This is a genomic window from Shinella sedimenti (assembly GCF_022601905.1).
Taxonomy (GTDB): domain Bacteria; phylum Pseudomonadota; class Alphaproteobacteria; order Rhizobiales; family Rhizobiaceae; genus Shinella; species Shinella sedimenti.
The window spans coordinates 50,336-73,562 of sequence record NZ_JAKVIN010000005.1; the positions used below are offsets into that span (position 1 = coordinate 50,336).

At 62.4% G+C, this 23,227-nt stretch carries 23 protein-coding genes; 11 read left to right on the forward strand and 12 right to left on the reverse strand.

The window, feature by feature from the left end; translation table 11 throughout:
* Positions 1-17 precede the first annotated feature (17 nt).
* Positions 18-611, reverse strand: coding sequence for a dimethylsulfonioproprionate lyase family protein (locus MKI86_RS12580; RefSeq protein ID WP_241601574.1), 594 nt, complete (start codon positions 609-611; stop codon positions 18-20).
* On the reverse strand, positions 611-2,647 hold the full coding sequence (locus tag MKI86_RS12585) for an NADH:flavin oxidoreductase (RefSeq protein ID WP_241601255.1): 2,037 nt from the start codon (positions 2,645-2,647) through the stop codon (positions 611-613). Before MKI86_RS12585 ends, MKI86_RS12580 begins: the two co-directional genes overlap by 1 nt.
* A gap of 149 nt (positions 2,648-2,796) precedes the next feature.
* Here MKI86_RS12585 and MKI86_RS12590 point away from each other — a divergent pair, with 149 nt between their 5' ends.
* The 8 genes from MKI86_RS12590 to MKI86_RS12625 all read left to right on the forward strand — a co-directional run bounded on the left by MKI86_RS12590 (position 2,797) and on the right by MKI86_RS12625 (position 10,347).
* A complete protein-coding gene (locus MKI86_RS12590) occupies positions 2,797-3,426 on the forward strand; it encodes a TetR/AcrR family transcriptional regulator (RefSeq protein WP_241601256.1) in 630 nt (209 codons plus the stop codon).
* Positions 3,407-4,234: a pyrroline-5-carboxylate reductase family protein gene (locus MKI86_RS12595; protein ID WP_241601257.1), complete on the forward strand. Its 828-nt coding sequence runs from the start codon at positions 3,407-3,409 to the stop codon at positions 4,232-4,234. Before MKI86_RS12590 ends, MKI86_RS12595 begins: the two co-directional genes overlap by 20 nt.
* Positions 4,235-4,298: 64 nt before the next feature.
* A complete protein-coding gene (locus MKI86_RS12600; protein ID WP_241601258.1) occupies positions 4,299-5,300 on the forward strand; it encodes an ABC transporter substrate-binding protein in 1,002 nt (333 codons plus the stop codon).
* A 414-nt stretch (positions 5,301-5,714) separates the two neighbouring features.
* On the forward strand, positions 5,715-6,464 hold the full coding sequence (gene minC / locus MKI86_RS12605) for a septum site-determining protein MinC (RefSeq protein ID WP_241601259.1): 750 nt from the start codon (positions 5,715-5,717) through the stop codon (positions 6,462-6,464).
* A 29-nt stretch (positions 6,465-6,493) separates the two neighbouring features.
* Positions 6,494-7,309 carry a septum site-determining protein MinD gene (gene minD, locus MKI86_RS12610; RefSeq protein WP_241601260.1) on the forward strand — a complete coding sequence of 272 codons (816 nt, stop codon included), beginning with the start codon at positions 6,494-6,496 and terminating at the stop codon, positions 7,307-7,309.
* Positions 7,306-7,569: a cell division topological specificity factor MinE gene (gene minE / locus MKI86_RS12615; RefSeq protein ID WP_241601261.1), complete on the forward strand. Its 264-nt coding sequence runs from the start codon at positions 7,306-7,308 to the stop codon at positions 7,567-7,569. The genes minD and minE overlap by 4 nt, the downstream gene beginning before the upstream one ends.
* Before the next feature lie 133 nt (positions 7,570-7,702).
* Complete coding sequence (locus MKI86_RS12620; RefSeq protein ID WP_241601262.1) at positions 7,703-7,888, forward strand: hypothetical protein; 186 nt, start codon at positions 7,703-7,705, stop codon at positions 7,886-7,888.
* A gap of 287 nt (positions 7,889-8,175) precedes the next feature.
* The gene (locus tag MKI86_RS12625; protein WP_241601263.1) at positions 8,176-10,347 is read left to right on the forward strand and encodes a right-handed parallel beta-helix repeat-containing protein; all 2,172 of its coding nucleotides are present in this window, start codon (positions 8,176-8,178) and stop codon (positions 10,345-10,347) included.
* A 46-nt stretch (positions 10,348-10,393) separates the two neighbouring features.
* Here MKI86_RS12625 and MKI86_RS12630 read toward each other — a convergent pair whose 3' ends face one another.
* Positions 10,394-11,257, reverse strand: coding sequence for a DMT family transporter (locus MKI86_RS12630; RefSeq protein ID WP_241601264.1), 864 nt, complete (start codon positions 11,255-11,257; stop codon positions 10,394-10,396).
* Positions 11,258-11,369: 112 nt separating this feature from the next.
* Here MKI86_RS12630 and MKI86_RS12635 point away from each other — a divergent pair, with 112 nt between their 5' ends.
* Positions 11,370-12,788, forward strand: a complete 1,419-nt coding sequence (locus MKI86_RS12635) for an aminotransferase-like domain-containing protein (RefSeq protein WP_241601265.1) — start codon at positions 11,370-11,372, stop codon at positions 12,786-12,788.
* Here MKI86_RS12635 and MKI86_RS12640 read toward each other — a convergent pair.
* The 6 genes from MKI86_RS12640 to MKI86_RS12665 all read right to left on the reverse strand — a co-directional run bounded on the left by MKI86_RS12640 (position 12,751) and on the right by MKI86_RS12665 (position 18,641).
* Positions 12,751-13,548 (reverse strand): ABC transporter permease, encoded by a 798-nt coding sequence (locus tag MKI86_RS12640; protein ID WP_241601266.1) that lies wholly within the window; start codon positions 13,546-13,548, stop codon positions 12,751-12,753. The genes MKI86_RS12635 and MKI86_RS12640 overlap by 38 nt on opposite strands.
* A gap of 2 nt (positions 13,549-13,550) precedes the next feature.
* Positions 13,551-14,729, reverse strand: a complete 1,179-nt coding sequence (locus MKI86_RS12645; RefSeq protein ID WP_241601267.1) for an ABC transporter permease — start codon at positions 14,727-14,729, stop codon at positions 13,551-13,553.
* Positions 14,726-15,805: an ABC transporter ATP-binding protein gene (locus MKI86_RS12650; protein ID WP_370879974.1), complete on the reverse strand. Its 1,080-nt coding sequence runs from the start codon at positions 15,803-15,805 to the stop codon at positions 14,726-14,728. Before MKI86_RS12650 ends, MKI86_RS12645 begins: the two co-directional genes overlap by 4 nt.
* 92 nt (positions 15,806-15,897) lie before the next feature.
* Positions 15,898-16,950 carry an ABC transporter substrate-binding protein gene (locus tag MKI86_RS12655; RefSeq protein WP_241601269.1) on the reverse strand — a complete coding sequence of 351 codons (1,053 nt, stop codon included), beginning with the start codon at positions 16,948-16,950 and terminating at the stop codon, positions 15,898-15,900.
* A 197-nt stretch (positions 16,951-17,147) separates the two neighbouring features.
* Entirely contained in the window at positions 17,148-17,888 is a 741-nt protein-coding gene (locus MKI86_RS12660) for an SDR family NAD(P)-dependent oxidoreductase (protein WP_241601270.1), read from the reverse strand.
* 72 nt (positions 17,889-17,960) lie between these two features.
* Positions 17,961-18,641, reverse strand: coding sequence for a GntR family transcriptional regulator (locus MKI86_RS12665; protein ID WP_241601271.1), 681 nt, complete (start codon positions 18,639-18,641; stop codon positions 17,961-17,963).
* A 210-nt stretch (positions 18,642-18,851) separates the two neighbouring features.
* Here MKI86_RS12665 and MKI86_RS12670 point away from each other — a divergent pair, with 210 nt between their 5' ends.
* Positions 18,852-19,862: a phosphotransferase gene (locus tag MKI86_RS12670; RefSeq protein ID WP_241601272.1), complete on the forward strand. Its 1,011-nt coding sequence runs from the start codon at positions 18,852-18,854 to the stop codon at positions 19,860-19,862.
* A 2-nt stretch (positions 19,863-19,864) separates the two neighbouring features.
* Entirely contained in the window at positions 19,865-21,181 is a 1,317-nt protein-coding gene (locus MKI86_RS12675; protein ID WP_241601273.1) for an aspartate aminotransferase family protein, read from the forward strand.
* 36 nt (positions 21,182-21,217) lie between these two features.
* On the opposite strand, the gene MKI86_RS12680 is transcribed toward MKI86_RS12675, so the two are convergent.
* Genes MKI86_RS12680 through MKI86_RS12690 form a run of 3 tightly spaced genes read right to left on the reverse strand, consistent with a single transcriptional unit; the run spans position 21,218 to position 23,216 of the window.
* Positions 21,218-22,150, reverse strand: a complete 933-nt coding sequence (locus MKI86_RS12680) for a phosphatidate cytidylyltransferase (RefSeq protein WP_241601274.1) — start codon at positions 22,148-22,150, stop codon at positions 21,218-21,220.
* Entirely contained in the window at positions 22,147-22,797 is a 651-nt protein-coding gene (locus MKI86_RS12685; RefSeq protein WP_241601275.1) for a lysophospholipid acyltransferase family protein, read from the reverse strand. The genes MKI86_RS12680 and MKI86_RS12685 overlap by 4 nt, the downstream gene beginning before the upstream one ends.
* Positions 22,794-23,216, reverse strand: coding sequence for a hypothetical protein (locus MKI86_RS12690; protein ID WP_241601276.1), 423 nt, complete (start codon positions 23,214-23,216; stop codon positions 22,794-22,796). Before MKI86_RS12690 ends, MKI86_RS12685 begins: the two co-directional genes overlap by 4 nt.
* Between the last annotated feature and the right edge of the window lie 11 nt (positions 23,217-23,227).

Below are 23,227 nucleotides of genomic sequence, written 5' to 3' on the forward strand. Positions count from 1 at the left end.
GGACAGCGGTCGGACGGTTAGGGCAACAATGCCCAGAAGGCGAAGAGTGGCTTTTCGCCCGAGCGCATGGCGTGGCGAATGCCGGGCGGATTGTAGAAGGTCCCGCCCACACCCGGCGAAAACCAGCCGGAATCGCCATGCCGGAATTCACCGTCCGACATGACGAGATAGGTTTCTTCCGGCGCGTGATCGTGATCGGGATAGCGCACATGCGGCGCCAGCAGGCTTACGCCCAGCCAGATATCCGCCCGGTCCTCAAGCCCACCGGGGCCGACTATCATCGTATTGGCATGCCCCGATGGGAAATTATCGCTCGCAGTTTCATCAAATTGCGGGCGGCTCTTCCATTCCAGCAACGGCTCCAGCGCTCTGAACCGTTCCAGCAAACGAGCAAACGGCGGTCGATCGCATCCTGCCGAAAGGGCATCCTCCAGATAAGGCTCGCAGACCGGCAGCCGCCGGCCGATGTCCTGCCGCTCTGGATGAGGCACCTTCGATGCCGCGACGATCCGCTTGATCGACGCGCGCCCCAGCGCGTCCGTCACCCGGTCATCGAAGGCTTCGAAGATGGCATCGAGGAAGCCTTGCAGGACATCGCTGCGCGCCATGATCAGAGATCCTTTGCCAGACGCAGGGCGTCGTAGATCGCGGCATGGGTGTTGCGTGCAGCAACCGCATCGCCGATCCGGAAGAGCTGGTAGGTGCCGTCAGGGTTGCGCTGTACGGTCTGAGGCGCTCCTGCGACGAGGTCGTTATAGGAAACTTCGCCGAGATTGCTCGAACCGGGCTTCAGCTCGAAATAGAGGTCATCAAGCGGAATGGTGCCGTGGTTGACGACGATCTGGTCCACCGTGCGCTGCCGCGAGACGCCGCCGTAATCGCTGCCGACATGGGCGATGATCTGGTTGCCGCTCTTTTCGGCCGCCTCGAGCCTATACGTGACGGTGAAGGTCGTATCGAGCGTCTGCAACGAGCGCATATAGGGCACGAGGTTCATGGCCATCACTTCGGGCGCGAAGGAGCGGTCGGGCGTCATGATCTCGACCTTGCCACCGGCCTTGGCGATGAACTCGGCGGCCTGCAAACCCGCATGGTCGCCGGCATCGTCATAGACGAGCACATTGGTGCCCGGCTTAACATCGCCGGAAATGATATCCCAGGAGGAAACGACCAGTTCGTTGCCTTTCGACAGCACATCCGTATGCGGCAGGCCACCCGTAGCGATGATCACGACATCCGGCTTCTCCGCCGTGATGGTCTCGGCATCCGCCCAGGTGTTGAAGTGGAAGGTGACACCCAGCTTCTCGCACTGGCTCATGCGCCAGTCGATGATGCCGATCATCTCGCGGCGACGCTCGCTCTGCGCCGTCAGCCGGATCTGGCCGCCGGCATTGTTCGCAGCTTCGAAGATAACGACGTCATGGCCGCGTTCGGCCGAGACACGCGCCGCCTCCAGCCCGGCCGGGCCGGCGCCGACGATGACGACCTTCCTGCGCACCTCCGCCTTCGGAATGACATGCGGCATCGTCTCTTCGCGGCCGGTCGCAGCATTGTGGATGCAGAAGGCGAGGCCGCCCTGGTAGATGCGGTCGAGACAGTAGTTTGCGCCGACGCAGGGGCGGATGTCGTCCTCGCGCTTCTCGATGATCTTGCGCAGGATATGCGGGTCGGTCATGTGCGCACGCGTCATGCCGATCATGTCGACCTTGCCTGTCGCGATGGCATGGCGTGCGGTGGCCACATCCTGGATCTTGGCCGCATGGAAGGTCGGGAACTTCGTAGCGGCGCGCACATCGCCGGCGAAATCCAGATGCGGCGCACTTGCCATGCCCTGGATCGGGATAACGTCCGTCAGGCCCGGATCGGTATCGATATGACCGCGGATGACGTTGAGGTAGTCGATCAGGCCGCTTTCCTTGAGGCGGCGGGAGATTTCGAGGCCCTCGGCCTTTCCGGTCCCGCCGGGAAGACATTCGTCGGCGGTGTAGCGCACGCCGAGAATGAAATCGTCGCCGACCCGCTCGCGCATCGCCTTGAACACGTCGAGACAGAAACGCAGACGGTTGTCGAGCGACCCGCCATAGGGGCCGTCCAGCTCATTGGTCAGCGGCGAATTGAACTGGTCGATCAGGTGGCCGTAGGCCTCCAGTTCCACCCCGTCCATGCCGCCGGCCTTCATGCGCTCGGCCGCATCGGCGAAGTCTTTGATGATGCGGGCGATGTCCCAGTCTTCCAGCTTCTTCGGAAACGCACGGTGCGCTGCTTCACGATGATGCGACGGCGCCACGACAGGCAGCCAGTCGCCCTTGTCCCAGCGCGTGCGGCGGCCAAGATGGGTAAGCTGGATCATGATCGCCGCACCCTCTTCATGCACGGCATCAGTCATCTCGCGGATCCACGGAACGATCTCGTCCTTGTACGCCAGCAGGTTGTTGAAGACCGGCGGACTATCCTTCGACACCGCGGCGGAACCGGCCGTCATCGTCATCGCGACGCCGCCCTTCGCGCGTTCGACCGTATAGGCACGGTAGCGGCCCTTCGGCATGCCATCCTCGGGATAGGCTGGCTCGTGCGAGGTGACGATTATGCGATTGCGGAGAGTCAGATGCTTCAGCTGATACGGCTGGAGCAGAGGATCGTTCGACATGCGCCGGGCTCCGGTCTGGTGGGGGATTACGCTGGAAGCTAAACAGAAATGTACACAAGCGTCAATATTATCAGACAGTCAGGTTCGGGTAATTGACATAGATGTACATTTTTCTTGCTCCGAAGACGCGAATTTGCTAGGGGAATTTCATGGAACAGGCGACCACTGACAGCGGCTGGCGTGGCTCCCAGGAGGGATGGCTGGAGGCCGCCTATGAAGCGCTGCTCGAGTCCGGCGTTGAATCGGTCAAGATCCTGCCACTTGCCAAGCGACTCAGCCTCTCCCGCACCAGCTTCTACTGGTTCTTCAAGGACCGGGAAGAATTGCTCGACGCGCTGATCGCGCGCTGGAGGGACAAGAACACCGGCAATCTTGTAAAACAGTCCGAGGCTTATGCGGAGACGCTCGCCGAAGCGATGCTCAATGTCTTCGATTGCTGGCTGAGCAAGGATCTGTTCGATTCCCAGTTCGAATTCGCCGTTCGCAGCTGGGCTTTGCAATCGCCCGATATCCTTGCGGAGGTGCACGCCGCCGACCAGACACGAATGGAAGCGCTCCGCCGAATGTTCGTGCGCTTCGGCCACGAGGAAGGCCCCGCCGACGTTCGCGCGCGCACCACCTATCTGGTCCAGATCGGCTACATCTCAATGCAATCACGTGAGGATATCGCGCTGCGCATGAAGCGCATCCCCGAATATATCGCGATCTATACCGGCGAGGTTCCGCAACAGCGGGAACTCGACCGCTTCTTCGCGCGCCATGGATACAAACCGGAGTGAAAGCAGGGTGGAACAGGGCAAGGACCTGAGAATCGGTATTATCGGCGGGGCCGGCTGGCTGGGCGGCGCTATGGCCGCCGCTATGCTGGACGCGGGTGTCGTCGCCCCGGAGAACCTTACCCTCTCCTACCGCACCATGCGGCCGGACCGTTTCTCCCGCGCCTTCTGGACAAAAGACAACCAGGCCCTCGCCGACCACTCCGACATCATCATCCTCTCCATCCGCCCGGCCGACTGGCAGGACCTGACCATGACGGCAGAGGGCAAACTCGTGATTTCCGTGATGGCCGGCATCCGCCTCGCAGCACTTGGCAACCGCCACCGCACACACAGAGCCGTCCGCGCCTTGCCGAATGCCGCCGCAGAAGCCCGCAAATCCTATACGCCATGGCTCGCGGCCGACGGGATTGATGATGCCGATCGCGCTATCGTCAGAGCAATCTTCGACGCCTGCGGTGTGCAGGACGAGGTGCGCAGCGAAGCGGAGATCGACTATCTCACAGGCCTCACAGGCTCCGGCCCGGCGTTTCCCGCGCTTCTCGCCGACGCCATGATGGCCGACGCCATTTCAAGGGGTCTCGACCCGCGCGTCGCACGCCGCGCGGTCAACATGCTTCTGGTCGGTGCCGGCCGGATGCTGGAGCAGCGCGACGACTGTCCAACCGAAACAGTAAAGACCTTTCTCGGTTATCGCGGCACCACCGCTGCCGCCATCGAGACGATGACAAGCGCGGGGTTTCGAGCCGCCGTCGCGCAGGGCCTGGCTGCGGCCTATGAGAAATCACTGCATCTGGGAGATGCCTCCTAGCAACGCAGGATACGGGCCAAAGCGGCGGCCTGCATAGAAGATGCCGCAAACAAAGGGAACCACAATGAAGAAACTGCTCGCATCAACTTGTTTGACACTCGGTGTTTTCGCCGGGGCCTCCGGCGCCAGTGCCGCGGAATGCGGCGATGTCACCATCGCCAGCATGAACTGGCAAAGTGCCGAGGTGATTTCCAACCTCGACAAGATTATTTTGAACGCCGGCTATGGCTGCAATGCCGATATCACGATCGGCGACACCGTACCGACGATCACGTCGATGGCCGAAAAGGGCCAGCCGGACATCGCCCCCGAAGCCTGGATCGATCTTTTGCCCGACGTCGTCAAGAAGGGCACGGATGAGGGCCGCATCGTGCAGGTCGGCTCGCCGCTACCGGATGGCGGCGTACAAGGCTGGTGGATCCCGCAATATGTCGCGGAAGCCCACCCTGACATCAAGACGATCCCGGATCTCCTGAAGCATCCCGATCTGTTCCCGGACAACGAAGACAAGAGCAAGGGCGCCATCCTCAACGGTCCGCAGGGCTGGGGCGGCACGGTCGTCACTTCGCAGCTCTTCAAGGCTTTCGACGGCGAAAAGCTCGGCTGGAAGCTTGTCGACACGGGCTCGGCAGCCGGTCTCGACGGCTCGATGGCCAAGGCCTACGAGCGCAAGGAGAATTTCGTCGCCTACTATTGGGCGCCGACTGCGCTTCTCGGCAAATACCAGATGGTCCGCCTCGCGGAAGGCGTCGACAACGACGCGACCGAGTGGAAGCGCTGTAACACCGTCGAAGCCTGCCCGGACCCGAAGCCGAATGGCTGGCCGGTGGACACGATCGTCACGCTGGTCGCCAAGCCGTTCTCCGAGCGTGTCGGCCCTGAGGTCATGGACTATCTCAACAAGCGCTCCTGGAGCAACGACACCATCAACAAGCTGATGGCCTGGATGACCGACAATCAGGCGAGCGGCGAGGACGGCGCCAAGCACTTCCTCTCCGAAAACAAGGATACCTGGAAAGCCTGGGTCACGCCGGAAGCCGCCGAAAAGATCGAAGCGTCGCTCTGACGGCACCTCGTCAATGAAACGTGCGATGCGCACTGCGCATCGCACGTTTTCCGGAACCCACGAGATGGCGTTTACCGCTGCGTCGACGTTACCGCCGAACATACCCTGACATATGAGTCGGTGCGTTTACCGCCAAAGGCAGCAGACTCGTTGCCAGCCTGAAGGCAGACAGATTATTTTCATTACGCAGAAGTGGGTGGCTGGCGGCTGAATGTGGCGTCAGGCCCTGGCGGCGATGGCTTACTCATCCCCTGGCTCGCCCTGCCAAACTACCCGCTACAGACGTTTTCGCGCGGCATTAGCGCTGCGCGCGCCGGTGAATTGTGGCGCGTCATGCTTCGCGCCAGCCAGACCTGAAATTAACCATTTGTTAACCATTTCACCGCTACACAAAGCTACCGAAAATTAACCAAGATGACTGACGTGTTAACTCAACCCCGGCCGATCCGCCTCAAGGGGCGGTCCTTTCTTGCGCTTGCGCTGACCCCGGAGCTGCCCGTTGCGGACTGGCTGGTGCGCCTTGACGATCTGGCGGCCCGTTCGGCCGGCTTCTTCCTTCGTCGTCCGGTCGTTCTGGATATCGATGGCCTCGATATCGACCGTCAGGAACTGCGCGAACTCGTCGAGCAATTGTCGTCCCGCAATGTGCGGGTGATGGGCATCGAAGGCGCGCGTACCTCCCAGCTTGGCCCCGACATGCCGCCGGCGATGACCGACGGCCGCCCGGCTGCCGATTTCGAAGCGCCTGCCGAATCGGAGACGGCGGACAAGGACGCGATCGATTCGGTCGAGAGCGCGGCACCGGTCCCCGCTCCTCAACAGCCGGTTACTGCGGCGCCATCCCTGATCGTGTCCCGCACGGTCCGATCCGGCCAGTCGATCTTCTTTCCCGAGGGCGACGTGACCATCGTCGGTTCGGTCGGTTCCGGCGCCGAAGTCGTGGCGGGCGGCTCGATCCACGTCTACGGCGCACTGCGCGGCCGGGCGATGGCGGGCTCCACAGGCAATGCCGAGGCACGCATCTTCTGCCGCAAGCTGGAAGCGGAACTCATCGCAATCGACGGCTTCTACAAGACCGCCGAAGACATGGAACCCGAATTGCGCGGCAAGGCCGGGCAGATCTGGCTCGAAGGCGAAACAATCAAGGCCGCGATACTCGGCTGAACACGAATTCCTATGGACTGGAGAGGTATATGGGCAAGGTAATCGTTGTCACATCGGGTAAGGGCGGCGTCGGCAAGACGACGTCGTCGGCCGCATTGGGTGCCGCACTGGCGCAGAACGGCGAGAAGGTCGTGGTCGTCGATTTCGACGTCGGCCTGCGCAATCTCGATCTCGTCATGGGGGCGGAACGCCGCGTCGTATACGACCTCGTCAACGTCATCCAGGGCGAAGCCAAGCTCACGCAGGCGCTCATCCGCGACAAGCGCGTCGAGACGCTCTATCTGCTGCCGGCCTCGCAGACCCGCGACAAGGACAACCTGACGCCTGAGGGCGTCGAGAAGGTCATCGCCGCGCTGAAAAGCGCGTTCGACTGGGTGATCTGCGATAGCCCCGCCGGCATCGAGCGCGGTGCAACGCTCGCCATGCGCCATGCGGACATTGCTATCGTCGTGACCAACCCGGAAGTCTCTTCGGTCCGCGACTCGGACCGCATTATTGGCCTTCTCGATTCGAAGACGCTGAAGGCGGAGAACGGCGAGCGCATCGAAAAGCACCTGCTTTTGACCCGTTACGACGCCAATCGCGCCGAGCGCGGCGACATGCTGAAGGTGGACGACGTGCTGGAGATCCTCTCCATCCCGCTGCTCGGCATCATCCCGGAAAGCATGGACGTGCTGCGCGCGTCGAACGTTGGCGCTCCCGTGACGCTGGCCGACGGCCGCAGCGCGCCTGCGCTTGCCTATTTTGAAGCCACGCGCCGCCTGAAGGGCGAGGATTTACCGGTCACCATTCCTGGCGAGAAGCGCAGCTTCCTGGGCAAGATCTTCGGAAGGAAAGCGGCATGAAGCTTTTCGGTTTCTTCTCCCGCGGCCAGTCGGCGCCGGCAGCCCGTGAACGGCTGCAGGTCCTGCTTGCCCACGAACGCGCCTCTACCGGCGACATCGACCTCGTCAACAAGCTGCGCGACGAAATCCTGAAGGCGATTTCCAAACACATGCAGGTTGATGACGAGAAGGTCAGCATCAAGATGGAACGCGGCGCGCAGGTCTCCACGCTGGCCGTGGACATCGAGATCCCCTTCGACGCCGGCAAGAAGGCCGCCTGACGGCCATGCCGATCACGCCGCCGCGCCCGGCTCGGGCGGGCGGCACTGTTCAACGCTCAGGAAGGACACCTGGCCGACCGCAGCCCGCTTTGGGCGCACCCCTCTACACATCAAGCATAGCAAGGAGGCTGTCATGACCCGCTTAGCCCTTCTGGAGAGACTGAAAGCAGTCCAGCAGATGCCGAAGTTCGAGCGCCGCGACATCACCACCATCGCCGCCATCCTCAACACGAAAGCACTCGCCCGGCATGTCGAAGTGTGCGAGAGCGACGCAGGGATCACCAGACCCGGTGTCGATGTGCCGAACGGCCCGGCATAGTCTCGTCGCATCCCGCCAAGACGCTTCCCCTGACTTTCCTGATTGCGCCATTTTGTCACCTTCAAGTGCCATGCTCAACCGCTGGCATGGGCGCTATCAATCGCAGGCGAAGCGTTTACAGCAGTTGAAGCGCGTTCGCGCATCCAGAAAAACATTCGGCCTATCGTAGAAGTTGCGTTATCGAACAAAGCGCAGCTGGGCTCTCCCGCATATAAAGTTGACTCTCTTATTCATGTATCATATCGCCGCGACTGTCCGCCGATCGGACAATCGAATTGGAGATTTTTATGTTTATCTTGAGAGGGTTAGCCGGGCCGCTCCTCGCGGTGGCCACGGGGTTTTCGCACGGCTATGCGTCAGATTTTGGCGGTCTTGCCGAATTCGAGGGGCGATTGGGAAGTGGGGAGTCGACCGGTGGCCTCGGCATCATGCTTCCCTTCCAGCTGGACGCCGGGCAAACATTCTTCGTTGATCTCAGCGGCACACTAGTATCCGGTGGCGTCGGACAAGGCTCGCTTGGAGCCGGTTATCGATTTGCGACATCAAGCGACTGGACGCTTGGCATCTACGGCTACTACGACTACCTGAACTCGCGCCTCGGCAATGATTTCCATCAGCTGTCCTTTGGCGCAGAGGCCATTGGTGCAGTGCTGGAAACGCGCGCAAATGTCTACCTGCCACTCGGAAACGGCTATTCGGTCGACGGCTTAGGTGTGGCGGTTGTCGATAACGGTGCCCTTCGCTTCCGCGACGGCCGCGAACAGGCACGCCCCGGCCTGGATGTTGAGGCTGGCATCAAGATGCCGGGCCTTGACGACGATACGCAGCTGAAATTCTTTGCCGGAAGTTACTGGTATGGCGGCAAGAATGTCAGCGACATGTTCGGGGCCAAGTTGCGGGCGGAACTCGCCTTTACCGGTATCAACGGATTGCCGTCCGGATCTACTGTCTCCTTCGGCGCGACCGGCACCTACGACAATCAGGACAAGCTTGGCGGCGCGGTCATGGCACGGCTGCGTATTCCATTTGGCGGAGCCGGCAGCGCGGCCGGCGACCCCTTCGACCCGGCAATACAGGCCGTTAGACGAGCCTCGGCCATCAAGACCCATGCCGGCGCGACCGGCGACATCGAAGACGCGGTTCTTGACCTGAATGGCCAGACGGCCGGCAGGCTCGTCAACATCTCTGCGGGGAGCGGCGACGCCGCGACCATCAACGCCATCCTCGCGGGGGCGGGAGACGGCGCGGTTGTTCTCGCCGATGGCGATATTGGCCTCAACGGCTCCCTGATGCTGGCGAACGGTCAGACTCTCCTTGGCGGAGGCGGGACGTTGGCCCTTCGCGGCGCGTCGAGCGGCGGCCGGGGCAGTTTCACCAATAGCGGCGCTCATACAACGCTGACCGGTTACGACCCGGCCAGCGACGTCGTGACCATGGCCTCCAACAGCATGGTCTCCTCGCTGGAGATCATCGGCGGCCTTGCGGGAATTGGCAGCGCCGGTACGAGCATGTTGACGATCCACAATGTCGACATTTCAAATACCGCTCATGACGGAATCAGGCTGGCAAGCGTCAACGGCGCCGTCATCGAGAACACCCGTATCCACGACCTTTACATCTGCGACAACAATACGCTTTGCGAGTTCGCCGTCGGCAACCCGAACCGCGCGCCTTATGCCGCGATCAGCGCGCATGGCACCGCAAACCTCACCGTTCGCGATACTGTCATCGACAACGTGACCTATGGCATTTTTGCCGGAAGCGTTATCGATGACAGCGACTGGCCGCCTGTCGTGACGGACCTTGCCAGAAACATTACCTTCGACAACGTGTCCATTTCCCGCTCGCGGCGGGAGGGCATCCTGCTTGTGGCAGCGGACAAGGTCGACATGAACAAAGTGACGATCGACAACACACAGCAAGGCCGCGATATGGACCTCGTCGTGCTCCAGGGCACCTCGAACGTCTCGATCACTGACATGTCGCTGAAGGGCGGCATCAATGGCCTGATGCTGGTGACGGCGTCCACCCTTCCCGAAGATGCCGTGACGACAAATGTGAAGGTCAAAGGCCTGACGACCGATGGCACGACGAATGCCGGCATCTTCTTCAATCCCGTCTCGGGCATTTCGCTCGAAGATGTCACGATCAAGAATGCCGGCACCTACGGCATGTTCATTTACGGAAGCGACTATGCCTTCCTCGGCGGGCCGGTGGCCGATATCGACTTCAAGAACGTGGTTATCGACAAGGCAGCGAATGCCGGCCTCTACTTCATGGGACCGGCGAGAGACCTGAAGGGCGATATCACCGTTCGCAACACGCCACGCGATTGCAAGTCCGATCCGCATTGGAGCGGCACTGGCGTCAACGGCTCCATTACGCAGTCGCCAGGCTCCGTCTTCACCGTCAACGGCCAGGAGATCGGCAGCACGACGCTTGCGGCACGTTGCGGCTAAAAACGATAAGCGCGACGAGGGGCGGCTCGCGCCCCTCGTTTGCGTTTCAGCGCGCGAACTTCCGCGCGCCGGCGACGCAGAGCACGACCGCGAGCGTCGTGACAATCATGACTGGGCTGACCTTCTCGTGAAGCAGGACGGCGGCGATCAAAAGACCGAAGAAGGGTTGCAGCAGCTGCAACTGGCCGACAGCGGCGATACCGCCCTTCGCCAAGCCGCGATACCAGAAGAAGAAGCCGACCAGCATGCTGAAAACCGAAACGTAAAACAGCCCTGCCCAGGCACTAGGCGCTATGCCGCTCCAAGCATCCGGAAGCCATAGCAGCGCGATGATCGCCATCGGCGGCAGGGACAGGACGAGCGCCCAGCAGATGACCTGCCATCCGCCGATGGCGCGCGAGAGCTTGGCCCCTTCTGCATAGCCGAGGCCGCAGAGGATGATTGCAGCGACCATCAGCAAATCGCCGACAAGCGAGATCTCCACGCCGGCCGTCAGCGCAAAGCCGACCACCGTTGCGCTGCCGATGCAGGAGAACAGCCAGAAGAGCGGCTTCGGCCGCTCGCCGCCGCGCAGCACCCCGAAAATTGCGGTCGCCAGTGGCAGGAGCCCGATAAAGACGGCGGAATGCGCGGCCGTGACATATTGCAGGGCAATCGCGGTCAGAAGCGGAAAGCCGACAACAACACCAAGTGCAACGACGGCGAGCGGCAGGAGATTTTCCCGCGGCGGCCTGGCTTGCCGCAAGGCGAGAAGAAAGATCGCCGCCAGCGTCCCGGCGATCACCGCCCGCGCGGAGGTCAAAAACAGCGGTGAGAAATCTCCAACTGCCAAGCGCGTCGCGGGGAGCGACCCACTGAAGATGACTACGCCCGTCAGCCCGCTGCCCCAGCCTTCCATCGATGTTTTCATAGCACCTTGCCTTTCCTGTCCTGTTAAGCGCGGGGAGACTGGAAATGACAGGAACAGTGCAGTACAATTATGAAAAACTGTACTGATGCAATAACCAATACAAAGGCCTGACATGACAACGACAGCGACAGGCACACGGACCTCCCATGTCATGAATGCCGTTCGCGGGCGGATCGCCGGACGCATGCTCGGCCCCGGAGATCGCCTGCCCTCGATCCGTAATTTTGCCACCACCATGGGCGTTTCCCCGTCGACCGTCGTGGAGGCCTATGACAGACTTGCAGCGGAAGGATTGATCCGACCCCAACAGGGATCGGGTTTCTATGTGACTGGCGCCGCCCTTCCTCCCCTCAAGCTCGCCGAGGCCGAAACGCCCAAAGCCCGCGCTGTCGATCCGTTCTGGGTATCGCGACAGTCGCTCGATGCGGACGATACGACGCTCAAGCCCGGCGGCGGCTGGTTGCCGGCCGACTGGATGCCCAACGATGCCCTGCGGCGGGCGATCCGAAGCCTTGCGCGCAGCGACGACGCGCTTTTGGCCTACTACGGCAGCACGCGCGGCTCCCCTGCCCTCCGCCGCCTGTTGCTTGGTCGTCTTGCTGAGAATGGCATTCCAGCCGCTCGGGACAACCTGCTTCTGACCAGCACGGGGACGCAGGCGCTTGATCTTATCTGCCGCTTCCTCCTGCGGCCCGGCGACACGGTGCTGGTGGACGACCCCTGCTATTTCAATTTCCAGGCGATGCTGAAGGCGCATCAGGTCAAGGTCATCGGCGTCGCCCGCACGCATCATGGGCCTGACATTGCCGCCTTCGAGGCAACGTTGGCCGCGCACCGACCCCGTCTCTACATCACCAATTCGACGATCCACAATCCGACGGGCTCAACCCTTTCCCCGCAGATTGCCCACCGGGTGCTGAACGCCGCTGCGGCCAACGAAACGATCATTGTCGAAGACGACATCTTCGCAGATTTCGAGCCGGACCCCTCCACCCGGCTCGCGGCGCTCGACGGGCTTGAGCGGGTAATTCGGATCGGCAGCTTCTCGAAAACCCTGTCGGCGGCGGTGCGTTGCGGCTATATCGCGGCCCGCCCGGATTGGGTCGAGGGCCTGATCGACCTGCAGATCGCGACGAATTTCGGTGGGCCGAGCCCAATCGCCAGCGAAATCATAACCCATATGCTGGCGGGCGGCGGATACCGCAAGCACATGGAGGATGTTCGCCGCAAGCTGGTGCGCATCCGGCGCGAGACGGCCGACCGCCTGTTCCGCGTCGGCATCGAGCCGTGGCTCATGCCACGCGGCGGTATCTACCTCTGGTGCCGGCTGCCGGAGGGACTGGATTCCGGTGAGGTCGCGCAGGCAGCCCTTGCACAGGGCGTGGTTCTGGCGCCGGGCAACGTGTTCAGCGTATCGCAGAGCGCCGGCAACTTCATGCGCTTCAACGTGGCCCTCATGGTGGAGCCACGCATCTACACCGTGCTTGCCGACGTCATGAAGCGGCCGGTCTCATCCGTCTCGCCAGCATAGACCGCGACAGCACCACGACGAGGCCTATCAGGATCGTCGCAGCGATGAACAGGAACGCCGCGGCGGCAATCGCCGGGCTGATATTCTCACGAATACTGGAGAACATTTGACGTGCCAATGTGCGCTGGTTGGGGCCAGCGACGAAGAGTGTCAGCACCACCTCGTCCAGCGATGTGGCGAAGGCAAGCACGGCACCGGACAGAACCCCCGGCATGGCCAAGGGCAGTGTCACGCGCCGGAAGACGGTGACGGGCGCCGCCCCAAGACTTTGCGCGGCGAGCTCGACGCGTTCGTCGATGCCGGCAAGCGCCCCCGTCACGCTCACCACCACGAAGGGAATAGCGACGACCGTGTGGGCGATGATCACGCCGGCATAGCTGTTGATGAGGCCGAAGCGTGCGAGCAGCACCTGCATGCCCACGCCCAGCACCACAGCCGGCACGACCATCGGCAGCAGGAAGAGCGTGCGCATCGAGCCCCGGAAGAAGAACAGCCGGTTGCGAAGGCCGAGCGACGCTGCGGTGCCCAACACGGTGGCGAGCAGCGTCGTGCCCGTGCCGATGATCAGGCTGTTGATGATCGCGCGGCGCCAGGCATCCGCAAAAAACAACTCCTCGAACCAGCGCAGAGACCAGGACGGGATCGGATAGGTGAGGATGACGCTAGACGTGAATGCAAGCGGCAGGATGGCGATGAGCGGTGCGACGAGAAACAGGATCGTCAGCAGGGCGAAGGTAAGTTTTGCGATCTTCATAGGCATGGTCAGCGCCTCCCTGGCTCGTCCGACGAAAGCCTGGCATAGACGCTGTAGAGCAACAGCGTCGCCACCAGCAGCACCATGCCGAGCGCGCCCGCCATGCCCCAGTTCGCCGAACCCGTCGCGTAGAAGGCGATGATCGAGGAGATCATCTGGTCGCCCGGCCCGCCGATCAGCGCCGGCGTGATGTAGTACCCGATGGCCGAAATAAAGACGAGTAACCCGCCTGAAGCGACGCCGCGCAGGCTAAGCGGCAGGAGAACGCGCAGGAACGCCCGGATGGGCGGCGCGCCAAGCGAGGCCGCCGCCGGCATGAGGTTCTTAGGGATGGTGATAAGCACCGAGTATATCGGCAGCACCATGAAGGGCAGCAGCACATGCGTCATGGCGATAATGACGCCTGTGCGGTTGAAGATGAGTGCCAGCGGCGCGTCGATCAGGCCGATGGCGCGCAAGAAATCGTTGATCAGCCCCTGCTCCTGCAAAAGGATGAACCATGCGGCCGTGCGCACCAGAAGCGAGGTCCAGAGCGGCAGGAGAACGGCGGCCAGCATCAAATCGCGCTTCCAGCCGGTCAGCGAGGCGGCGATGATCGCATAGGGAAAGCCGATACAGGCACAGAAGAAGGTGACAAGCGCCGCAATCCAGAAGGTCCGCACGAGGATAACGCGATTGACGGACTGGTCGGCAGGCAGATGTTCTATGGCACCGGCTGAATTGCGCCCGAGATCGACGGCGGCGAGCAGGTTGCGGTCGGTGAGCGGCGACAGCGCGTCGGCGATGGCGATCCAGAATTCCGGTTTTTCCCAGCGCTTGTCGATGGAAACGAGATCGGGCGGCGGGCTGGCGGCATCGCCAAGCGCGCTCGTCGTCTTCGACATCAATGTGCGAAAACCGGAGCGGGCGCTGTTGAGGCGACGCACCATGTCGCCGAGTGCCTGATCATCGTCGACGGCCTTGAGATCTTCCATCAACGCCGTCTGCATCGGCATGCTCGGCGGGGATTCGCGATCCCAATCGCCCATGATTTCAGCTGTGCGCGGCAGGAGCCGCAGGACCGCCGGATCGGAGACGGCCTGCGACATCATGCTGAACAGCGGCCAGACGAAGAAGCCGATGAGGAAGAGAAAGAGCGGCGCGAGCAGCAGAAGGGAGCGCCCCATGCGGGACGACGGGCCACTCATTGCGCGATAACCCGGCAATCGCCCGCCGAAAAGGCGGCGAAGACCTTGGTGCCTGGTGCGAATTCACGCGAGCGACGGCCGAGCTTGGCAATCAGCGGATATGCCTCGTTCTGCAACTGAACACGCAGGTGATCCCCCTGATAGACGCTGTCCGTCACCTCTGTCTCCAGCACGTTTCGGGCGGCACCGCGGGCTTCGGCAAGATCGATGCGTTCCGGGCGGATGGAAAGATAGACCCCCTGGCCGGCCGCAACACCGTCAGACACGGCAGAGACGATCTGCGCGCCGTTCGGCAGGCGCACCGTCGCCTCCCGCCCCTCGATCGCTTCCACCACTCCCTCGACGAGATTGGTCTCACCGATGAATTCGGCAACGAAGCGCGTCGCCGGCTCGTCGTAGACCTGGCGCGGCGTGCCGATCTGCTCGATCTTGCCCTTGTTGAAAACCGCAACGCGGTCCGACATGGTCAGAGCCTCGGACTGGTCGTGCGTCACAAAGACGATGGTCAATCCGAGTCGGCGATGGAGTTCGCGGATATCGAGCTGCATCTGCTCGCGTAGTTGCTTGTCGAGCGCGCCGAGCGGCTCGTCCATCAACACGACACGCGGCTCGAAGACCAACGCGCGGGCAAGCGCCACGCGTTGCTGCTGGCCACCGGAAAGCTGCGAGGGACGGCGATCGGCCAGCGTAGACAGCTGCACCATATCCAGCGCCTGCTTGACGCGCGCGGCGGTCTCGGCTTTGTCGATGCCGCGCATTTGGAGCGGAAAGGCGATGTTTTCGCCAACCGTCATATGCGGGAAGAGCGCATAACTCTGGAAAACCACACCCATATCCCGCTTGTGGGTCGGCACATCGTTGATGGCCGCGCCATCGAGAAGGATTTTTCCTGAGGTCGCCTGCTCGAAACCGGCAAGCATCATGAGCAGCGTCGTCTTGCCGGAACCGGACGGCCCCAGGAGACTGACAAACTCGCCCTTCGCAATGCTCAGATCGAGATTTTCGACGACACAGAGCGGGCCATAGAATTTGGTGATGCGATCGAATTTGATAAATTCGGCCAAGGAGTGCTCCATCGCTAGCGGCGAAGGATGCGGCATGAAGGATCGCGACGCATCCGGCCAGTCAGGAAGGGCGCCCGTGAGGACGCCCTTCGCTGCGGATATCCTTATTGGGCCAGCCAGGCATTGAACCGCTGCGTCAGCGATTCTGCATTGTCGATCCAGAAATCGACGTTAAGCGCGATGGCTTCCGGCAGGTTTGCCGGATCGGTGGGCAGATCCTTTGCAAGATCAGCGGGCACCATCGCCGCGGCTTCCTTGTTGGGCAGACCGTAGGCGACGGATTCCGGCAGCTTGGCCTGATTTTCCGGCAGGCTCGCGAAGGCGATGAAGTCCTGCGCCACATCCTTGTTCTCGGCGTCCTTGAGAACGACCCAGCTGTCGACGGCGTAGATGCTGCCCGGGAAGACGACCTTGAAGTTCTTGCCTTCGGAACGGTTGATGCCGGTGATGCGGCCGTTATAGGCCGACGTCATCGCGACTTCGCCGGATGCGAGGAACTGGATCGGCTGCGCGCCGGATTCCCACCATACGATGTTCGGCTTCAGCTCATCGAGCTTCTTGAAGGCGCGCTCGACACCTTCTTCGGTAGACAGGACGTCATAGAGCTCATCCTTGGAGACGCCATCGGCCAAAAGCGCGAATTCAAGCGTGTATTTCGGGCCCTTGCGCAGCGAGCGCTTGCCCGGAAACTTCTCGACGTTCCAGAAATCTGCCCAGGACTTCGGCCCTTCGGCCAGCTTGTCGCCGTCATAGGCGATGGCCGTGGACCAGACGATGGCGCCGACGCCACAATCGTTGACGGCACTGTCGAGGAACTTGTCCTTGCCGCCCATCTTGTCCCAGTCGATCTTCTCGTAAAGGCCGTCGGCACAGCCGAGCGCGAGCTCCTCGGCTTCTACCTGCACGGCGTCCCAGTTCGGCGCGCCGGCCTTGACCTTCGACTGGATGACGCCGATGCCGCCGTCCCACGCTTCGTCGAGCACCGGCTTTCCGATCTTCTCGGAGAACGGCTTGAAATAGATGTTGCGCTGCGCGTCCTGATAGTTGCCGCCCCATGAAACGACGGTAAGGTCCCGCGCAGCAGCCGGAAGAACCAGGCTCGCGGAGAGGGCGACGGCTGCGGCCACCAGGATTCCGGATTTAACGATAGTCTTCATTGCACTCCCCTTTTCTGTTTTGTGGAAGAGCCGGTGCGGGCTCTGTTGCGACTTACGACCCGCTCCGCGCCCGCCTTTTGGCGTGGCACGGCATCATGGCCTCTCCAGTCGGCCTGTCCTTTCCCCGGGACATGTCGACCGATTCATGCATTCCGATCATCGCCGGTCAACGGAAATCCGCCGCGGCTTAATTATCGTCAGACGTGCTGCCCTCCATTGATGTGGATTTCCGCGCCGTTGATGTAGGAGGACTGCTCGGTGCACAGGAAATAGATGGTTTCCGCGACTTCGCGCGGTTCGCCCAGCCGTCCCAGGGGCACTTCCGCAGCCACCAGTGCATCGGTGCCGGGTGACAGGATCGAGGTTTCGATCTCGCCTGGCGCGATCGCGTTGGCCCGCACGCCGCGCTTGCCGAATTCATGCGCCATTTCGCGCGTCAGCGAGGCAAGTCCGGCCTTGGAGGCCGCATAGGCGACACCGGCAAAGGGATGCACGCGCGAGCCGGCGATCGAGGTGACGTTGACGATCGACCCCTTGGCCGCTTCGAGCTCGGGCATCAGCGCGCGTGCGATCAACGCCGTTGAGACGAGATTGACGTTGAGGACCTGTGTCCACACGTCGGCATCCGTGCCCATTACCCCGAGACGGCTTCTGTTCGGCCCCTTCGGCGAGATGCCTGCATTATTGACGAGTGCATGCAGCCTGCCGTTGGGCAGCCGCTCGCGCACCGTTGCGGCAAGACGATCGATCTGGCTGAGGTCGGCAAGGTCGGCCTGAATGTGGCTTTCACGTGCGGAAGGCCAGGCACACTCCTCGGAGAACGGCTGGCGCGAAACGGTGAATATCCGCCAGCCTTTCGACTGGAACAGCTTGACCGTTGCGTGCCCGATGCCGCGGCTTGCGCCCGTCAGCAACATGTAGCGGCGTTCTTCGGTCATCCGGCAGTCTCCGTTGATGCTTGATACATCGTAATCCGCGGTCGGTGAAATGCAAGTCCCTTTCGGCGGGGTTCAGGCCGAACGCTCTGCGCCGGGAGCGACAGCTCCAATGCGTTCGAGAATCGGCTTCCCGCCCAGAAGGATGTCGTCCACGATTGCCATGGACGCCGCGGCCGGGTCGTGCCGCTTCAGCGCCTCGACGACCGGATAGTGATAATCGATCATCGCCCGTCCGCCGGCAAGGTAGGCATCGGAAATATGCGGTCCCATCTGTAGCCACAGGCGTCGCAGGATCGTTGTCAGCACGGGAAGGCCGGCGATCTGCGGCAGTCTGAAGTGGAAAGCCTGATTGAGCTGCGTGCCCCGCAAGCGATCGCCATCGGCGATAGCCGCTTCATTTTCCATGAGAATTTGTTCCAACGCCTGGATATCCGCGCTCGTCGCGACCTGTGCTGCGGTCTCCGCGGCAAGCCCTTCCAGACGCACGCGGATGGCGCGTATTTCGCGGTAGCGGTTTTCACTGAGGCCGGCGACGCGGATATCGCGCGGCGAGCGGAAGGTGATCGCCTCATCATTGGCCAGACGCAGAATCGCATCACGGATCGGCGTGACGCTGGTGCCGAACTGCTCGGCAAGGTCGCGGATCTTGAGCCGGTCGCCCGGTTGGAACCGTCCCTGCATCAACGCGTCGCACAGAGCGCCATAAACGACGCTGTTGAGGTTCTCATGTTCCAGTGTGGTGAATTCCGCCATGGACCGGCCCATAAAATTGCGCAATAACATACTTGATGCATCTTTTTTGACGTGTTTCAAGTATGGGGTCGTACCAAGGGTCGTTCCTCTTGCGAAAACCTTCGGAAATCCCGCATGCCCTTTATCTGCGGCAGAACGATACGCCGAACAGAGCGCGCCAACGGAGCCAGCATGACCGAGCCACCGCTCGCCAGTCCCAGAAAAGATTCGATGTCCGCGACCCTGACGGTGACGGCCTTGCCGGAGGCCGCGGCAGCGGTCGCCGCGGTGTATGGGCTCAAAGGCGAGGCCAAGCGTCTTTCGAGCGAGCGGGACGAGACCTTTCTCTTCAAGCGAACGGACGGCACGGCATTTATCCTGAAAATCGCCAACGCTGCGGAGGATCCTGCGGCGCTGGAATTCCAGGATGGCGCGCTGCTGCACCTCGAAAGGGCCGCCCCTTGCGTACCGGTTCCAAGACTGATCCGCACCCAGGCTGGCGAGCAGAGCCACACGCTCGCGAGCCCCGACGGGCCGCGCATCATGCGGCTGCTCTCCTTCCTGCCCGGCGAACTGCAATATCGCACGCCGGCAACGCCGTCGCAGAGCCGCAATGTCGGCCGTGCGCTCGCCGAACTCGGCCGTGGGCTTGAGGATTATCAGGGCCGCCCGCCGGAGGGAAAGCTGATGTGGGACATTTCCCACATGCTCGATCTTGCCGCCGTTGTCGGACACGTCGCCCCGGAGCGCCGCGCCCGGGTGGAAGCCGTTCTGGCGGAATTTGAACGCGCGCTGCCGTCCATCGCAGCCCTCAGGCGGCGCCAGATCATCCACAACGATTTCAACCCACACAACATCTTGCTCGATCCGGCCGCGCCAGACGTGGTGGCCGGCATCATCGATTTCGGCGACATGGTGCATGCACCGCTTATCAACGATCTCGCGGTCGGCCTATCCTATCATCTGGCGACGGAGAACTGGGCGGCGCGCGCCAGCGGCTTCCTTGAAGGTTTCCTGTCGGCGCGACCGCTGGAGAAGGCGGAGATCAAGCTTCTGCCGCTCTTGCTGCGCTGCCGATTGGCCATGTCCATCATCATTGCCGAATGGCGCTCGGCGCTCTTCCCGGAAAATCGGGATTACATCATGCGTAACCACCCCGTCGCCCTTAGGGGCCTGCAGAACATTTCCGATCTCAACCCGGCCGGGCTCGCATGGCTCGTGCCCAATCTTTCCGAGGCCTGATCATGTCGATGGTGAATGCATTTTCGCGTGCGGATTTCGAGAGGCTCGACGAAGCCGAGCGGGCGCTGATCGCCCGTAGGGAAAAGGTACTCGGTCCTGCCTATCGCCTGTTCTATGAAAAGCCGCTGCATCTTGTGCGCGGCGAAGGCGTCTTTCTCTACGACACCTCCGGCGAGCGGTATCTCGATGCCTATAACAACGTTGCCTCGGTCGGCCACTGCCATCCGCGCGTGGTCGAGGCTATCACCCGTCAGACGGCCGTGCTCAACACCCACACGCGCTACCTGCATGAAGGGATCATCGACTATGCCGAGAAGCTGACGGCAACGTTTCCCGACGCGCTCAGCCAGGCCATGTTCACCTGCACGGGCAGCGAGGCCAACGATCTTGCTGTGCGCATCGCACGCTTCGTCACAGGCGGGACAGGCATCATCGCGACGGAACTCGCCTATCACGGTCTGACAAGCGCGGTCGCGGAATTCTCGCCGTCGCTCGGCGAATCCGTCACGCTCGGGCCGCATGTGCGCACCGTTCCCGCGCCGGATAGCTATCGCAACACGCCCGGAGAAATGATGGAAAAATTCGGCCGCGACGTTCGCGCCGCCATCGCGGACCTGAAGCGACACGGCATCAAGCCGGCCATGCTGATCACCGACACGATCTTTTCGAGCGACGGCATCTTCGAGGGGCCGAAGGGCTTCCTGAAGCCTGCGGTGGACGCCATCCACGAGGCGGGCGGCCTGTTCGTCGCAGACGAAGTGCAGCCCGGCTTCGGACGCACGGGCGAAACCATGTGGGGTTTTGAGCGCCATGGTGTCGCGCCCGACATGGTGACGATCGGCAAGCCGATGGGCAATGGCTATCCTATGGCCGGCATCGTGCTTCGACCGGAAGTGATCGCCGAGTTCGGACCACAGGCTCGTTATTTCAACACGTTCGGCGGAAACCCGATCGCCGCTGCTGCCGGCAAGGCCGTATTAGAGGTCATCCACGAAGAAGGCCTTCAGCAGAATGCGCTGGATGTCGGCCGCTACATGATGGATGGTCTCAAGAGCCTGTCGGACCGTTACCATGCCGTCGGCGACGTGCGCGGCTCCGGCCTGTTTATTGGCGTTGAGATCGTCGCAGACCCCGCGGCAAAGAGCGCGGATGCCGCGCTCACGGCCCGCATCGTCAACGGGCTGCGGGAGCGCCGCGTGCTCATCAGCGCCTCCGGCCCGCGCGCCAACGTCCTGAAAATCCGCCCGCCGCTCGTCTTCTCGCGCCAAAATGCGGACATGCTGCTCGACGCCCTGCGCGGCGTCTTGCAGGCGCTCTGACCGACGACGACGGCGGGTTTCAGGAGCGACCCGCCGTCAGGTCCAGGCGTAACGAACAATGTGGAAGAAAACGGGAGCGGCAAAGACCAGGCTGTCGGCACGGTCGAGCATTCCGCCATGGCCTTCGATCATGTGGCCCCAGTCCTTCACCCCGCGATCGCGCTTGATGGCAGAGGCGACGAGGCCGCCGAAGAAGCCCATAATGCAGGCGAGCGCCGCCAAAACCCCGGCTTCGAGCGGCGAGAATGGCGTCAGCCAATAAAGCCCCGCCCCCATCAGCGATGCGCTGGCGATGCCGCCGATGAGGCCTTCCCAGGTCTTGGATGGAGAAATGGCGGGCGCCACCTTGTGCCGGCCGAACAGCTTGCCGAAGATATATTGCAGCACATCGCTGCCCTGCACGGTGGCGATCAGGAAGGCAATCAGAAGCAGTCCTCGCCCTTCATTGCCGGGAATGGGCAGCGTCACGAGCGCCGGCACATGGCTCAGGCAATAGACCGAAAGCATGATACCCCATTGTTGCTCGCTAACCCGCTCAAGAAAGCGGGAGGTATCGCCGCGCAGCGCCGTCAGCGCCGGCATGGCGAGAAAGCAGTAGACGGGAATGAAGATCGAGTAGAGCCCGTACCAGTCGATCCAGATCAGATAGTATTGTACCGGAATGACGATCAGGAACATGCCAAGCAGCGTCCAGCGGTCTGCGCGGCGGGTATTGGTGAGCGTCACATATTCCCGCAGCGCCGCGAAGGAGACGAAGGCGAAAAGCAGGATCACGCCGCCTTTGCCGAAGACGAAGGCCACCGAAATGCCTGCAACCATGATCCACCACGCCTTGATGCGGGCGTTCAGGTTGTCGAGCGTGGAAGGCAAAGGCTTGGGACTGCGCCAGGAGAGGATGGCCGCGACAAGGCTCGCCACCGACAGCACCGCGACAAGCCCGAGAAAAAGACAAGTGGTATCGTCGCTCATTGCGGGGTTCCATCCTTTCGCGGCGCAAGCGCGAGAAGCGCCACTCGGGCGCGGTCAAGAAAGACTTTGCGGTCCTCGCCATTTTCCAGCTTAAGCGGCGCGCCGAACACGACGCGGCAGAGCAGCGGGATGGGCAGGAACGCTCCCTTCGGCAGTACACGGGACATGTTCTCGATCCAGCACGGCACGAGTTCCACCTCGGGACGTGCGGCCGCGAGATTGTAGAGGCCAGAGCGGAAGCGCAGCAGCGGCTCCTCCGTCATGTTGCGCGTGCCTTCTGGAAAGAAGATCAGGCTCTCGCCCGCATCGAGTGCCGCGAGCATCACCTCCATAGGATCCACTCGGCGCTCGACCCAGTTGCGTTCTACCAGCACGGTGCGCAGCAGCCTGCCGGCGATGAAACGCCTGACGGGACCGGCATTCCAGTAATCCGCGCCGGCGACCGCCGCTGTGCGACCACGCTCGGCCGGATGAAGGCAGGTGCAAACCAGAATGAAATCGCCGTGGCTGGCGTGATTGGCGAAGTAGATGCGCAGCGGCCCGTTCGGCGACGTGCCCGCCCAGATCGGGCGCACACCGGTCACGGCGCGGGCGAGCACAGCGAGCACAGCGGCTGACGCTCTCTGGAGGAGGCTCGCCCCGCTCATGCCCCGCCCCCCTCGATACCGTCGAGCAGCAGGATGGCAAAAAGGGAAAGCGCGAAGGCCAGAAGAATGCGCTGCATCCAGACCAGCCGCCGGCATCCCGCAAGTCTGGTGGCAAGGGGAGCGGGCTGGCCGTTGCGCTTGCGAAGGCCCATGCGCTCCAGTACGTCGTCGATGGCCGATAGCGCGGCATCTTCCCTCTTATGGGAGGCAGCCAGCCTGAATAGCCCGGCATCGAACAGAAGGTGAGCCGACAGCCCGAGCGGCGCGAGACAGAAGGCGAGCAACAGCCACCAGCCGAGCGGCGCGGTAAAACCATGGGCGCCGGCGGTCGGCGGAGCGACCGCGAGGATCAGCACCGCAAGCGCTCCGCCCGCAAGTCCGTTGCGCCTGAAGCTCAGCGCTGCTTTCGTCATACGCATCCGCCAGTCCG